The sequence below is a fragment of the Achromobacter sp. CF-sbj1-Ac2-l genome (genome assembly GCF_052698165.1).
Window position 1 is genome coordinate 2,452,367 of record NZ_CP199855.1, and the last position, 14,263, is coordinate 2,466,629.

Here is a 14,263-nt window from a genome sequence, read left to right on the forward strand (position 1 = left end):
GCGATTATCGCAAAGTTTGCGGCATCGCGGCAGAATTTTCCGGCGTCGGCGTCGGCGTCAAGGCTGCGGCGGGCATTCCTTGACCGCACCCCAACCCTGGTTGGGGCCGCAATATTGCTTGCGCGCGGCCCAGGCGCAATCGGGGCGGTCGAAAAAGCCCAGGGTGGCGCAGCGCGCCAGCTCGGTTTTCAGGCTGTCGAGCCAGGCCAGCGGATTCTCGGCGGGAATCTCGGTGATCCGCAGCGTCGGCTTGGGCGCGCCGGGCGCGGCCGCCGGCGCGGGGTCGCGGGCCGCGGCCGGCATGGCATTGCCGCCAGCGGCGCTGGCGGGGCGCGCGACCGGACCGTCGGTGGGGGCCTCCGGCGCGGTCGTTTCCGGGGCGTCCTCCTGGGGCGCGCCGTGCGGCGCCTGTTCCGGGGAGGGCGGCGGCTCGGTTTCTTTGGGGGGCGTGGCGGCGCCGTCGCCGCTGTGCCGGTCGGTCGGGGCGGCGGCGGGGCTCGCCGGTTCCTGGCCCGCGCTCGGCGGCGCATCGAGCGGCACCCGCACCGGCCCGGCGGCGTTCACGCCGGTGCGCGCGGCATTCGGCGTGCTCCACGACACCACCAGCAACACCAGCGCGCCATAGATCGCCAGCGTGTAGAGGACGGTCAGGGTGGCGTAGCCCACGCGCTTGCCGGTGATCGGGGTGGCGTCCTCGCGGCCGATCAGGCTGCGCCAGCGCACCAGGGCGGCGCCGGGCGCGCTGATCAGCGCCCAGCCCAGCCGCTTGAACAGGCTGGGCCGCGGGATCGAGGCCTGCACCTGCGCCGCCAGCAGCTCGCGCAAGGCGCGGTTCTCGTCGCGCAGGCGCTGGGTGTGCGGATCCACCGGCGCCTGGTCGTCTGGATCCGTGGTGCCGTCATGCCGCGTAGCGAGTGGATCGGGAGGCGTGGTGGTCATGTTACGAAAAATATAGATACAAAAACGTGCGACGGCAATTATGAGGGGGCGTTGTGGGTCTCAAAAAAGCGAGAAGGTGGCAAAAAGCCACCTTCCACACCCGCTTGATCAGGCAAGGCGAGCCCTTCACCCGGAGGAATGCAGCCTTCAGCGGCGCAGTCCGGGCTTGGGTAGTTTCACCAGATTGACGACCTGGTTGCCGGCGAACACGAGGCAGGTCAATGCCTCACTCACATAGCCTCCCCGGTCGTCGGCATAGGACTTGTCGCAGATCAATTGCGTATTGCCGAACGCGAAGTTCGTGTAACCGCACAGCCAGGCGGACTTCTCTGGTGCGGCGGCCTCCGTCGCGGCACATTGCGTCAACGGTGGAAAGCCGGCAGTCAGTTGCCGGTCGTGTTCACGCCAATTGTCCGGCAGGCGCAAGAGCTTGGGCCGAGCGTCCGATCCGCCCTTGTCGACGATTCCGGCGGCCGTCAGCGTCAGATAGCTGAGCTGCTTGTGAATGGCGGAGAGATACAGGGTCGAAAGCAGAGGCGGGATCAGCAACAGGACGGCGAATCCGCTGGCCGACATCGGTTTGCGGCCGCCGTGTGCGTCCCGCCTGCAACGCCAGGCGAATGCAATGCCGGGCAACAAGGCGCCCAGAAAGGAAAAGCCGACCACGCCCGTGACAAGGTACAGGCTGTCGGGTTCTTTCGCGTACGCCCGGCTCACCAGATACAGGGGCAGCAACAGCAGGTAAAGCGCCAGCAGCGCAATCAGAAAAAACCACCCACCGGAAAGAACCGCCTGAACGCGCCGGACGCTGTCATTGCGGGGCGGGATGAGCGGGGTGGGAGGACGGCTCCAGGCGGCCAGTCCGACGGGCAGGGCCAGTGTGGCGTAGATCAGATGGAAGGCCCAGCCTGGCAGGGTCGCCGTCAGCTGGATCGCGGCGAAACTTCCTCCCGCCGCGCACAGGCATACCCCGATCCAGGCATACACCAGCCGGACGGGAACGCCGCCCGGTTGGTACAGCGATGCGCTCGCGGCGACCAGCAGCGAAGGGAACGCCAGGCTCAACAGCCATAACAGCCACACCAGTCCGCCCAGGAGCAGCAAGGCGCCCAGGCCTGCCGTGCTGCTGATCGCGGACATCAGCAGGGCCGGGTAATGCAGATTCTGCAGGTGGAACCAGAGCAACAGGATGGGCGGGCAGAAGGCCAGCGGCAGCAGCCACGGCGAGCATTGCGATACGGTCTTGAGCATGCGTGCCAGCAGGCGTGGCGTTGTTGCCCGGGCAGGGGCGGGCGAGGCGGCGGACGGCTGCGCGACAGGGGAGGCGGGGTGCTGCGACGGTTGGCGGGGAGCGGACGGCCGGGGCGCGGGCGCCATGGCGGTCTCGGGGCTGCCAGGACCGCGGCCAGCCGTCAGGTGCGCTTCGAGCTTCTGGCTCAATTGATGCACGCTCACCGCGGGGGCGATCCAGAGCACCAGCAGGAGAAAGCAGATGGCAAAAGCCATCCATTGTCCCTCGTGCATCGTGTCCCAGGTCCACCGCTCGTAGCCCGGCACGGCGGTCAGGCAGATGTAGACAAGCGTGCACAGGATGACCTGCAGCAAGAGGATGAACGCGGCATTGCCGTGTTCCCTCAGGTGGCGATAAGAAGTGACGTACTCATCGACCCAGCGTTGGGACGGGTCGCTCGCACCGGCCCGCTTGCGCGCGAGCGCCCGGGCATATTCAACCACCGGGACGCGTCCCAAGGACGCGGCCTTGATGCGACGGCGCTGCGCCAGGCAGAATGCACCGGCGATGAGCAAGGCAATGAATGGCAGGCCGGGCCAGCCGTCGCAGAAATGCCGGGCCAGGGCCAATGCGATGGTCGCGCAGAGCAGCCCCGTGGTAATCGTGGACGGCGACAATCGGCGCGGCTTGCGCAGGCCATTGGCTTCCAGTGAACGCGTGGCATGGAACACCAGGATGGGGAGCGAAGCGACATAGGCAAAAGCGAAGCCTGCCCCTGCCCACACCAGCAATTCCGGCATGCCGAGGTCCTTGAACGGAGTCGGCCCGGCCAGGTCCCCCGCTGGCGGTAGGATCGGTGAGAAGAACCCTTTCGTGGTCAGCTGCAACCAGCGCAGGAACAGCATGCCGGTCAAGGTCGGAAGCAGATAGCGGACCGCATAGTTCTCCCACCAGCGGTTGTCGCGCGGGGGTGTGGGTTCTGGCATGTTCAGGGGACTCGACGGCGGGAGAATGGGAGGGCACAAATGCAAACAAGCCGGCTTGCGCCGGCTTGTTGTGCGACCAGGTGCGAAGGACCTGGTGCGTGAGGCGGGCGGGACAGGCCTTGCGGCCTGCCTCGCCCAACCGTCAGGCGTTGCGGCGTGATTAACGCAGCAGCGACAGAACGGTTTGCGGCACTTGGTTGGCTTGCGCCAGAACCGAGGTGCCAGCCTGTTGCAGGATCTGAGCCTTCGACATGTTCGACACTTCCGTGGCGTAGTCCGCGTCTTGAATACGCGAGCGGGCCGACGACAGGTTGTTCACGACGTTGTTCAGGTTGGCGATGGTCGATTCCAGGCGGTTTTGCACAGCGCCCAGTTCGCCCGTCAGCTTGTCCAGCTTGGTGAAGGCGGAGTCCAGCGTCTTGAGCGGGTCGGTGGTCTTGTCGCCCTTGCTGGTGGTTTCGAACGTCATCTTGCCGGCGCTGTTGACGAACAGCTGCTTGCCGATGCTGTCGGCGTTGGGGTCCACGCCGGTGGCGCCTGCCGAGGTGAACGTGTTGCCGCCCGCGATGGCCTGGATCTTGCCCGAGATCTGGTCGAATTCGAAGCGTTGAACCGTCTTGGACGTCGTCGACAGTTCCTGCTTGTCGTTGACGTACAGGTCCAGGGTGCCTTGCTGCACCAGGCCGGCGTCGTCCACCGTGACGGTTGCGGCCAGCACGCCCGAGCCCATGGTAACGGTAGCGGACTTGCCAGTGGCCAGGCCGTCGATCTTGCTGAGCACTTCGGCGGTGGTGGCGGTCGTCTGGAACGTGATGTTAGCGGCCGCTTGGCTCTTGTACGTCGTGCCGTTGACACTCAGTTCGACGCCAGCCGGGGTGCCGGCGGTGCCCATGAAGGTCGTCAGATTGGTCACGTTCGCCTGGGCCCAGGCACTGCCGTTGTCGGTGGTCGACAGGTTGCCGGCGGTGTCCCAATACAGCGCATTGCCATTGGCATCGGCGATCTTGCCGTCGGAGGCGATCTGGATGCTGACTTCTTGCGTGTTGTTCTTGTACGTGGCGGTGGCCGGCGTGGAGCCGATCTTGCTCGTGATCGCCGTGGCGACGTTGGCGCCCGTGTCCACCTTGTTGTAGGTGAAGTTGCCGGCGGCGGCGTCGTACTTGTAGGTGACGTCGTCGGCGGCGGTGGCGCCTTCGACCACAACGGTGTTGCCGTCGCTCAGCTTGCCCAGCACGTCAGCGGCCGAAGCGCTGGTGTTCTTGGTGGTGACGTCGTACTGGTTGGGCAGGGGACCAGCGGCGACGTTCGGGCCGGTCAGGTCGTTGACGTTGGCGGCGCGGTTTTGCACCACGCCCTTGCCGTTGACGTTGAAGCCGTCCAGGCCCAGCGTCTTGACGCTGATTTCCGACAGGTTCAGGGTGATGGTTTCACCGTCGTTGGCGCCGACTTGCAGGGTCAGCGGCTTGGCCGAACCCGACAGGACCTTCACGCCGTTGAAGTCGGTTTGTTGCGAGATGCGGTCGATGTCGGCCAGACGCTGGTTGATTTCGTCTTGCATCGAATCCAGCTGCTCTTGCGAGTAGCTGCCGTTACCAGCCTGCACGGCCAGTTCGCGGACACGCTGCAGGTGGGTATTGACTTCGGAGGCGGCGCCTTCCGTCGTCTGGGCCAGCGAGATACCGTCGTTGGCGTTACGAGCGGCTTGGGTCAGGCCCTTGACGTTCGCGGTGAAGCGGTTGGCAATGGCCATGCCGGCGGCGTCGTCCTTGGCGCTGTTGATGCGCAGGCCCGACGACAGGCGTTCGATGGCGGTACCCAGGGCGGACTGGGACTTGTTCAGGTTGTTCTGGGCAACCAGCGACAAGTAGTTGGTGTTAATGACTGCAGCCATGTTTAGGCTCCCAAGAGAGAAAGGCTTCTTCAAACCGGGCAGCTAGGCCGCCCAACTGTGTAACGGGAATACGCATTTTTGATGCGATAGTTCTTCCGTTGCCAGGATTACGGCGCCCCAGGATCGTTCTTTAGGGCAAAACTCAAGAATTCTCAAATTTTTCGGGGGCCGGGCCTGACGAAGCCTCGATCGTCAGTGCAGGACCGCCATTTTTTGCAGATTGGCCAGGACTTGCTTGAGCAGATCCTGGGCGATCGCGTCCAGGTTGGTCGCGTTCTTCACGGATTGGCCGCTGGGATGCCGCAGCTTGTTGGCGGCCAGCGCGGTGCGCAACTGATTGCGCAGCGTGACCAGGGTCTGCTTGCCGTCCAGCCGGCCCATGACGAATTTGATGATCTCGTCGGTGGGCGGATTCAATGTCTGGTGCCACAGGTTGTACGCCCCCAGTTGCGTTTGCTGCGTCGCAAGCAGGGTGGCCAGTCCGGGGATGAGCCGGGGCTTGGCGGATATCTTGTCCTGGTACGGGGCCGGCTCCAGTCGATACTGCAAGGCGCCCATATTGAGCAGCGTCACCAGGTGTACATAGATGGTCGTGTCCAGATCCTCTTCGCTGAGTCCGGCGGCATGGGGGCGAACCAGGCTGCGTAATTCGGAAAAAGGAACGGTGGCCGGCCACGCCAGGCGCAGGCGGTCGACCAGCGCGATGAGGCCGGGATCGGACGTCGTCAAGGTTTTTCCCGTGCGACCTTGGTAACGGTGCTCGTCCTGGGGCGCGTCCGCGGCGCCGGAGGGCGCCAGGTCCAGCAGCGCCGTGAAATGCATATCGGCAAATCCGCTGGCTTCGGGTTGTTCCAGCGCGTTGGCCGCTTGTTCGGCATGGACCAGCAGGCTGCGTCGGAATTGGCGCCCGATCGCGATATCCAGAAATTGCTCGCGCACAGCACGGTCGAACCCTTGCGATACCTGTTGATGGTGCGCGGCAACGTGGTTGCCGTAGTTGGTCGATATCGACGTTTCCGGCATTGCATCAGCCAGATAGGCCAGGCCGTGTTGCTGTGCCTGGGCAACGAACTCCAGGAAGTAGCAGGGCGAATTTACCGCTTCCAGGTACTCGTGCTGTAGATAATGGTTGGGTTGTGAGCGCAAATGTTGGGCAAGGTGGCGTATCGCAATCGCTTGCGCATTGGATTCAGCTGTGCCGTGCTCCAGCATGGAGAGTATTTCCCGCGCTTTGGTCAGCTTTTCTGCGCTGGTGCTGGCGCCGAACGTGCCCAGCACGAGCGCGTCGCGCACCACCTCCGAGACTTTCCAACCGGGATAAGTGTTGTAGCTGATATACGCTACGCCGGCCGGCGCCAGATTCTCGCGGCAGACTCGCATTAGCCCCTCGCGAACCTCCGCGGGAATCCAACTGTAGACGCCGTGCGTGATGATGTAGTCGAACTGGCCGAAATCCGGGGTGATGTCTGTCAGGCTCATGGCGAGCAACTCGATATTGCGCAGCCCGAGCCGCTCGATGACCTGGCGGCCTTCCGACACCTGTGCCGAGGATAGGTCCACGCCGACGATTTTTGCGTCGGGGTGGGCAGCCGCGAAAGGCAGGAGATTGCCGCCCGCCGCGCATCCGATTTCCAGGACGCGCGCCTGATCGAGCGGCGGCGCCGCGTGTCCGAACAGATGGGCTACCGCCCGCAGTTGGCCTGGCGCGCTATGGGAGATGGCGTTTGAAACATAGGGCGTTTCGTCGTAGGCGTTGGAAATCGCCTGGTTCAACAGATCGGGTTCGGTCATCTTGGAGTCCGTGTCGAGGCGGCCGCAACTTTGGCCGCTTGGTCGCGCGCGTAGGCAAAGGCATTGTGCAGGCGACAGCCTATCAGCCGATGGTGGATGCGGAAGGCTTGAAAAAGGGCGGAAAGAGCCCGGGTTTCGTCGGGTGGGAGGCCGATACAGACTGGTCCCGGATTTGTGCGGACCACATCGGCACGAACGTGCGCGGCTTCAGATGATCTGCGCGATCTGCCCTTCCTGGGGCAGGTCCTGCCAGGCCTGTTCGCGCAGCTTGGCGCGGATGCGGGCGGTGGCCTGCGAGCGCAACTGGCAGACGCGGGCCTCGGTCACGTTCATGATCGCGCCGATTTCCTTCAGGTTCAGGCCTTGCTCGTAGCACAACGACAACAACAGCTTCTCGCGGTCGGGCAGCGAGTCGATGGCGTGGATCAGCGCCTGGCGGAAATCGCCGGCCAGCAGGGAATCGAGCGGATTGCCGCTGGCCGCGCCGTGGTTCAGCGTGGCGGTCCAGTCGGACTGGCCGGAGCCCGAGCCCGTATCGGGTTCGGTCGCGAAATCCTCGTAGTGAACGATCTGCACACCCTGCGCGTCGTGCAGAAGCGTCTGATATTCGTTCAGCGGGATCTCCATCTGCTGGGCGATCTCGGCTTCCGTGGGCGCGCGCATCAGTCGCTGTTCCAGCGACTGGATGGCCTGTTCGATCTTGCGTGCCTTGGCGCGCACGCTGCGCGGCAGCCAGTCCTGGCCACGCAGTTCGTCGAGCATGGCGCCGCGGATGCGGGTGGTGGCGTAGGTCTCGAACTGGGCGTCGGCGGTCTCCTGGTAGCGGCGCACCGCATCCAAGAGGCCGATCATGCCGGCCTGGATCAGGTCGTCGAGTTCGACGCTGGCCGGCAGCCGGGCGAGCAATTGCAGGGCCAGCTTCCGCACTAGCGGGGCATATTCGACCAAGCTGTCATCTGCGTGGGGCATTGCGGGAGTGTCAGGCGGTGTCCATCGTGACGCATTGTCGGTTGTTGTCAATTTGCGACATTGTCGACAAACGCGCGGCTACGCTAAAGCTAGCAATATTTTGTGATCGAAAGGTGTCATTGTCGGCAAAAGCCGGTATTTCATTCCTTAAAGCACGCAACGTTTTGAATGCTTATTTGCCAAATTGACGTACATTTGTCAGGACTTTCTATGTCAAGGTGTATCTAAAGTCTCAAGTTGCGCGATATCAACAAAGATTTGTCATATAAGTCATAGAAAATGACATGACCTGTGGTAAATTTTACTTAAATTGCGAACAAATGATACATTTCGCATTAAAACAGGATGCAGCGGACACTGTGCAACAAACGTTGCCATTGTCCTTGGTTATCAAGCCCCTTCGGTGGGATAGGGAATAGGGAGTCGGGCGTGCAACAAGTCGAAAATTCTTTGCTGGCAGATATCCGTGAGGTGAATCTGTCCTACCTGCTTCTCGCGCAGCGCATGCTGCGCGATGACTATGCTGCATCGATGTTCCGTCTGGGTTTCAGCAACGAGGTTGCCGATATCCTGATGCGTCTTTCTCCGGCTCAGCTGGTGAAGCTGGCCAGCTCCAGTTCGCTCCTGTGCCGTTTCCGTTTCGACGACTACAGCCTGCTGTCGGCCCTGACCCACGACGTGCTGGGCGGTGCGCTGCAGCAAGCGCACGCGACGATCCTGCTGGCCAAGCAACCTGTTGAAGAACTGGCCTGACGGCCTGTCGATTCCCACTCGGACACGCGTAATGGCCACCAAGAGCGTTTCGCAGGAAGCGGATGACATCCTGCTAGCCAGCTCCATGATCACTCTGGGCGCGCGGCTGCAGGTGTTGGAGGCTGAAACCAGCCTCAGCCATGACCGCCTGGCACGTCTGTACCGCGAAATCCGCGGTTGCTCGCCACCGAAGGGCATGCTGCCTTTTTCGGTCGACTGGTTCATGACCTGGTTGCCGAACATCCATTCCTCGCTGTTCTACAACGTGTATTCGTTCCTGAACACGCGCACCAGCAGCAAGGGCATCCGCGCCATCATCGACGCGTACCGCCTCTATCTCGAGAACGCCGGCGTGGACAACGCCGAATCCGCCGAGCCCGTGCTGAGCTTCACCCGGGCCTGGATGCTGGTGCGGTTCTTCGATAGCGGCATGCTGCAGCTTTCCGCCTGCCGCCAGTGTGGCGGGCATTTCATTGCGCACGCGCATGATCCGCAGTCGGATTTCGTGTGCGCAATCTGCCGTCCGCCACCCCGGGCCGGCAAGACCCGTGCCGCCGCCAAGGCGCGCGCGGGCAGCCGATCCGTGCCAGCCGTAGACGCCGCCCGTTCCTGAGCGGCGCGTCCAAATACATCAAAAGCCCTGGAAAACTCCCCGTAACCCGCCTTTTTGGGACGGGGGGAACAGGGGATCATTGACGCCGGTTTTAGACTTCGTTGGCAGGGGCCTGATGTGTTGATTGTTATCGGTTTTCTAGTGGTGATCGTGTCGGTCATCGGCAGCTTCGTAGCGCTGGGCGGCCACATGGGCGCGCTTTACCAGCCGTTCGAGTTGACGCTGATCTTCGGCGCGGCCTTCGGCGCCTTCCTGGCCGGCAACAGCAAGAAATCGCTGATGCTCGTGAAGAAGGCGCTGCCCGACACGCTGAAAAGCTCGCGCTACGGCAAGGACGTCTACATGGAGCTCATGGCGCTCCTGTACGTGCTGCTGAACAAGGCGCGCCGCGAAGGCCTGATGGCGATCGAATCGCACATCGAGGATCCTGCCTCCAGTCCGATCTTCAGCGAGTATCCGCGCATCGCCAAGGACGAGAAGCTCATGGAGTTCATCACGGACTACCTGCGCATCATGATCAGCGGCAACATGAGCTCGTTCGAGATCGAAACGCTCATGGACGAGGAAATCGAAACCTACCGCCACGAGCGCGAAGTGCCTGCCAGCATGATCCGGCAGATGGCCGACGGCCTGCCCGCGTTCGGTATCGTGGCCGCGGTGCTGGGCGTGATCAAGGCACTGGCCGCCGTGGATCAGCCGCCCGCCATTCTCGGCGACCTGATTTCCAAGGCCATGGTGGGCACCTTCCTGGGCATTCTGCTTGCCTACGGCTTCGTCGGTCCGCTGGCCTCGCGCATCGAGCGCCGCACGGACGAGGCCATGAAGGTGCTGGAATGTATCAAGACCACGCTGCTGGCCAGCATGAACGGCTACCCGCCGCAGCTCGCGGTCGAATTCGGCCGCAAGGTGCTGTATTCGTCGGTGCGGCCGACTTTCGGTGAGCTGGAAGAGCACGTCCGGCAGACCAAGTCCACTGCCAAGGCCTGACGGAGCGAGCCATGAGCACGGTAAACAACCACCGTGTGGTGATCCGCCGCAAGAAAGTCCACGGCGGCGGACACCACGGCGGAAGCTGGAAGATCGCCTACGCCGACTTCATCACGGCGATGATGGCGTTCTTTCTGGTGATGTGGCTGATCAGCATCGTGCCGCGCGAGGAACTCAAGGGCATCGCCGAATACTTCCGCATGCCCCTGCGCGTGGCGCTGACCGGCGGTCCCAGCAGCTCGGCCGAGACCAGCGCGGTCCCCGGGGGCGGCCGCGACCCGCTGCGCAGCGACGGCGACGAGCGCCGCGCCCAGGGCAACCGGGTCGAGGCCCAGCCGATGGGTGATGCCGAACGGCGCGACCAGCACCGCCTGGAAAACCTCAAGAGGCGGCTGGAAAACGTCATCGAGAACAGTCCGGTGCTCAAGAGCTTCCGGCCCCAATTGCTGATCGACCTGACCACCGAAGGTCTGCGGATCCAGATCATCGACAACCAGAATCGCCCCATGTTCGCCACCGGCCGCGCCGAGGTGCAGCCCTACATGCGCGACATCCTGCGGGAATTGGGGCCGGTTCTGAACGAGCTGCCCAACAAGGTCAGCATCTCGGGCCACACCGACGCGTCGCAGTACGCCCGCGGCGAGCGCGCCTATAGCAACTGGGAACTTTCGGCCGATCGTGCGAACGCCTCGCGCCAGGAACTGGTGGCCGGCGGCATGAATGAAAGCAAGGTCATGCGCATCCAGGGTCTGTCCTCGAGCATGAGTCTCGTTAAAGATGATCCATATGCGGCCGTTAATAGACGTATCAGCCTAGTGGTGCTCAACCAGAGCACCCAGCGGCGCATCGAAAGCGAGAACGCCGCGGCCGCGGACGTCAGCGCCAAGGATGCCCGCGAGGTTGGAACGGCCGTGGAGGCGGTGAACGCCGCCGCCCAGGCCACGACGGCAACCAAGCAGGGCGACGCGGCGGCAACGCCGCCCGCCGAAGGGGCTCGATAGCAATGGCGGCAACGATTCTGGTGGCGGACGATTCGGCGACGATGAGAATGATCGTCCAGGCGACGCTGACGGGCGCGGGATGGAAGGTATTGACGGCCGGCAACGGCCAGGAAGCGCTGGAGGTGGCCAAAAACCATCCGGTGGACCTGGTGGTGAGCGACTGGAACATGCCCGTGATGGGCGGCCTGCAACTGATCCAGGGCCTGCGCGAACAGGAACAGTACCTGGACGTGCCGGTGCTGGTGCTGACCACCGAAGACGACGTGGACAGCAAGATGGCGGCGCGGGATCTGGGCGTATGCGGCTGGCTGTCCAAGCCGGTCGATCCCGATGTGCTGGTGGAATTGGCGTCCGAATTGCTCGATGAGCAATCCGGCGCGTAGGCAAGTTCATTTATGAAGGCGTACGGGTCATGAGTTCTGGTTTGGACCTCAGTCAGTTTTACGAGACCTTTTTCGACGAGGCGGACGAACTGCTCGCGCAAATGGAGCAGTTGCTGCTCGAGCTCGACGTCGGCGCGCCCGACATCGAGCAGCTCAATGCCATTTTCCGCGCGGCCCACTCGATCAAGGGCGGCGCGGCGACGTTCGGCTGCTTCAACCAGCTGGCGGGCACCACCCATCTGCTTGAAAACCTTCTGGACGCGATCCGTCGCGGCGAAATGGCGCTGCGTACGGACATGATTGATATTTTCTTGGAAACGAAAGACGTGCTCAAAAGCCAACTGGATGCCTACCGGGCCTCCGAAGAGCCCGATGAAGCCGTGTTTGAGCGCATCTGCGCGGTGTTGAGGCAGCTCGCCCTCGAGCACAAGGATCCCGCGGCTGCCGCAGCCCCGGCCGCCGCGCCTGCGCCGGCCGCCGCGCCTGCGCCGGTCGCCCCGCCGCCGGTGCAGGCCGCGCCCGTGGTCGAGCCCGCGCCCGTGGTCGAGGCGGCTCCTGCCGCCGATGCCGCCGGCCTGCCGCTGCGCGTGCGCATCACCAAGGTGTCGGACAAGGACGCCGAGTCGCTGCTCGAAGAGATGGGCAACCTCGGCCAGGTCAAGGCCAGCCAGCGTGCCAACGGCGTCCTGACCGTCTGGGTCGACAGCACCTGCACCCCGGACGACATCGAGGCCGTCTGCTGCTTCATCGTCGACGCCGACCAGCTCAACATCGCCCGTGAAGCGCCGCCGGCCAGCGCGGCAGAGGCGGCGCCCGCGCCCGTCGCGGCCGCGGCGCCCGCCGTGGCCCCGGCGGTGGCCCCTGAACCCGCGCCGGCGCCTGTTGCCGCGCCCGCCGTGGCCGAGTCGGCCGCCGCTGCCGAAGCCATCTCGCAGGCCTCGCGCACCAGCCGCGCCGCGGCTCCTGCCCACGTCGACAAGGAATCCACCTCGATCCGCGTCGGCGTGGAAAAAGTCGACCAGGTCATCAACCTGGTGGGCGAACTGGTCATCACCCAGGCCATGCTGGCGCAGACCGCGTCGACGCTGGACCCGGTGCTGCACGACCGCCTGCTCAATGGCATGGAGCAGCTCGAGCGCAACGCGCGCGACCTGCAGGAAGCCGTCATGTCGATCCGCATGATGCCGATGGACTACGTCTTCAGCCGCTTCCCGCGCCTGGTGCGCGACATCGCCGGCAAGATGGGCAAGCAGATCGAATTGCAGACCTACGGCCGCGCCACCGAACTCGACAAGAGCCTGATCGAGCGCATCATCGATCCGCTGACGCACCTGGTGCGCAACAGCCTGGACCACGGCATCGAGACGCCCGAGAAGCGCGTCGCCGCCGGCAAGGATCCGGTCGGCCAACTGGTGCTGTCTGCCCAGCACAATGGCGGCAACATCGTCATCGAGGTCAGCGACGACGGCGCCGGCCTGAATCGCGAGAAGATCCTCAAGAAGGCCATGGCCCAGGGCCTGCCTGTCAACGAGAACTCGCCGGACGACGAAATCTGGCAACTGATCTTCGCGCCGGGCTTCTCCACGGCCGAGAAGGTCACCGACATCTCCGGCCGCGGCGTCGGCATGGACGTGGTGCGCCGGAACATCCAGGACATGGGCGGCCACGTGCAATTGTCGTGCGAGCCGGGCAACGGCACCACCACGCGCATCGTGCTGCCGCTGACGCTGGCGATCCTGGACGGCATGTCGGTGCGGGTGGGCGAAGAGACCTTCATCCTGCCGCTGAACCACGTGACCGAATCGCTGCAGCCGACCAACGACCAGATCTACTCCGTGGCTGGCAACGAGCGCGTCATGCACGTGCGCGGCGAGTACCTGCCGCTGGTCGAAATGCACCGCGTGTTCTCGGTCAGCGAGGCCCAGACCGACCCGACCCAGGCCATCGCCGTCATCATGCAGGCCGAAGACCGCCGTTTCGCGTTGCTGGTGGATCACCTGATCGGCCAGCACCAGGTGGTGGTGAAGAACCTAGAGTCGAATTACCGCAAGGTCCCCGGCATCTCCGCCGCCACCATCCTGGGCGATGGCAGCGTGGCGCTGATCGTCGACGTATTTGCGCTTGCGCGCGCCAACCGTGAGCGTTGGTCGCAGCCCGAAGCCATTCTGAATTGATGGAGAAATAGCCCCATGGCAGCCAAACCGCAAGCGCAAGCCGCGCGCAATGAAGATGTCGGCAACGAGTTCCTGGTGTTCACGCTGGGCGACGAAGAGTACGGCATCGACATCCTGAAGGTGCAGGAAATCCGCGGCTACGATGCCGACACGGTGACCCGCATCGCCAATGTTCCGCCGTTCATCAAGGGCGTGACCAACCTGCGCGGCATCATCGTGCCGATCGTCGACCTGCGCATCAAGTTCAACCTGGGCAGCGTCGAATACAACGAGCAGACCGTCGTCATCATCCTGAACCTCGATCGCCGCGTGGTCGGCATCGTCGTCGATGGCGTGTCGGACGTGCTGATGCTCAACGCTGGCCAGATCCGCCCGGCGCCGGAGTTCGGCGCCACCCTGTCCACCGAATACCTGACGGGCCTGGGCACGGTTGATGAACGCATGCTGATCCTGGTCGACATCGAGAAGATGATGACCAGCGATGAAATGGCCCTGGTGGAGAAGGTCGCTTCCTGATCGGAAGGACCGGACCCGGATGCGCGACC

At 63.9% G+C, this 14,263-nt stretch carries 12 protein-coding genes; 7 read left to right on the forward strand and 5 right to left on the reverse strand.

The genetic code is table 11. The features are described 5' to 3' along the window. Window positions 1-57: 57 nt before the first annotated feature. From ACUDCK_RS11200 to ACUDCK_RS11220, 5 genes are all read right to left on the reverse strand, one after another. Window positions 58-939, reverse strand: coding sequence for a hypothetical protein (locus tag ACUDCK_RS11200; RefSeq protein ID WP_175167465.1), 882 nt, complete (start codon window positions 937-939; stop codon window positions 58-60). A gap of 147 nt (window positions 940-1,086) precedes the next feature. Then, complete coding sequence (locus ACUDCK_RS11205; protein ID WP_054504148.1) at window positions 1,087-3,156, reverse strand: hypothetical protein; 2,070 nt, start codon at window positions 3,154-3,156, stop codon at window positions 1,087-1,089. A 160-nt stretch (window positions 3,157-3,316) separates the two neighbouring features. Beyond that, entirely contained in the window at window positions 3,317-5,047 is a 1,731-nt protein-coding gene (locus ACUDCK_RS11210) for a flagellin N-terminal helical domain-containing protein (RefSeq protein ID WP_445659308.1), read from the reverse strand. Between the two features lie 192 nt (window positions 5,048-5,239). Then, a complete protein-coding gene (locus tag ACUDCK_RS11215) occupies window positions 5,240-6,838 on the reverse strand; it encodes a class I SAM-dependent methyltransferase (protein WP_175167463.1) in 1,599 nt (532 codons plus the stop codon). Window positions 6,839-7,045: 207 nt separating this feature from the next. Further along, on the reverse strand, window positions 7,046-7,807 hold the full coding sequence (locus ACUDCK_RS11220; RefSeq protein ID WP_006387507.1) for an RNA polymerase sigma factor FliA: 762 nt from the start codon (window positions 7,805-7,807) through the stop codon (window positions 7,046-7,048). A gap of 429 nt (window positions 7,808-8,236) precedes the next feature. Here ACUDCK_RS11220 and flhD point away from each other — a divergent pair, with 429 nt between their 5' ends. From flhD to cheW, 7 genes are all read left to right on the forward strand, one after another. Beyond that, the gene (gene flhD / locus ACUDCK_RS11225; protein ID WP_006219025.1) at window positions 8,237-8,560 is read left to right on the forward strand and encodes a flagellar transcriptional regulator FlhD; all 324 of its coding nucleotides are present in this window, start codon (window positions 8,237-8,239) and stop codon (window positions 8,558-8,560) included. Window positions 8,561-8,591: 31 nt separating this feature from the next. After that, a complete protein-coding gene (flhC, locus tag ACUDCK_RS11230; RefSeq protein ID WP_054504151.1) occupies window positions 8,592-9,173 on the forward strand; it encodes a flagellar transcriptional regulator FlhC in 582 nt (193 codons plus the stop codon). Between the two features lie 117 nt (window positions 9,174-9,290). Next, on the forward strand, window positions 9,291-10,160 hold the full coding sequence (gene motA / locus ACUDCK_RS11235) for a flagellar motor stator protein MotA (RefSeq protein WP_006387509.1): 870 nt from the start codon (window positions 9,291-9,293) through the stop codon (window positions 10,158-10,160). Between the two features lie 11 nt (window positions 10,161-10,171). After that, window positions 10,172-11,161 (forward strand): flagellar motor protein MotB, encoded by a 990-nt coding sequence (gene motB, locus ACUDCK_RS11240; protein WP_054504152.1) that lies wholly within the window; start codon window positions 10,172-10,174, stop codon window positions 11,159-11,161. Between the two features lie 2 nt (window positions 11,162-11,163). Beyond that, window positions 11,164-11,544 (forward strand): response regulator, encoded by a 381-nt coding sequence (locus ACUDCK_RS11245; RefSeq protein ID WP_054504153.1) that lies wholly within the window; start codon window positions 11,164-11,166, stop codon window positions 11,542-11,544. Between the two features lie 29 nt (window positions 11,545-11,573). After that, window positions 11,574-13,718, forward strand: a complete 2,145-nt coding sequence (gene cheA, locus ACUDCK_RS11250; RefSeq protein ID WP_445659309.1) for a chemotaxis protein CheA — start codon at window positions 11,574-11,576, stop codon at window positions 13,716-13,718. Between the two features lie 15 nt (window positions 13,719-13,733). Next, window positions 13,734-14,234 carry a chemotaxis protein CheW gene (gene cheW, locus ACUDCK_RS11255; RefSeq protein ID WP_006387513.1) on the forward strand — a complete coding sequence of 167 codons (501 nt, stop codon included), beginning with the start codon at window positions 13,734-13,736 and terminating at the stop codon, window positions 14,232-14,234. Window positions 14,235-14,263: the final 29 nt, after the last annotated feature.

Excerpts from the sequence above, each read along its gene's own strand:
- ACUDCK_RS11220 (WP_006387507.1), bottom strand. The coding sequence starts at position 7,807 with ATGCCCCACGCAGATGACAGCTTGGTCGAATATGCCCCGCTAGTGCGG.
- ACUDCK_RS11215 (WP_175167463.1), bottom strand. The coding sequence starts at position 6,838 with ATGACCGAACCCGATCTGTTGAACCAGGCGATTTCCAACGCCTACGAC.
- ACUDCK_RS11200 (WP_175167465.1), bottom strand. The coding sequence starts at position 939 with ATGACCACCACGCCTCCCGATCCACTCGCTACGCGGCATGACGGCACC.
- flhC (WP_054504151.1), top strand. The coding sequence starts at position 8,592 with ATGGCCACCAAGAGCGTTTCGCAGGAAGCGGATGACATCCTGCTAGCC.
- cheW (WP_006387513.1), top strand. The coding sequence starts at position 13,734 with ATGGCAGCCAAACCGCAAGCGCAAGCCGCGCGCAATGAAGATGTCGGC.
- motB (WP_054504152.1), top strand. The coding sequence starts at position 10,172 with ATGAGCACGGTAAACAACCACCGTGTGGTGATCCGCCGCAAGAAAGTC.
- ACUDCK_RS11245 (WP_054504153.1), top strand. The coding sequence starts at position 11,164 with ATGGCGGCAACGATTCTGGTGGCGGACGATTCGGCGACGATGAGAATG.
- cheA (WP_445659309.1), top strand. The coding sequence starts at position 11,574 with ATGAGTTCTGGTTTGGACCTCAGTCAGTTTTACGAGACCTTTTTCGAC.
- ACUDCK_RS11205 (WP_054504148.1), bottom strand. The coding sequence starts at position 3,156 with ATGCCAGAACCCACACCCCCGCGCGACAACCGCTGGTGGGAGAACTAT.
- ACUDCK_RS11210 (WP_445659308.1), bottom strand. The coding sequence starts at position 5,047 with ATGGCTGCAGTCATTAACACCAACTACTTGTCGCTGGTTGCCCAGAAC.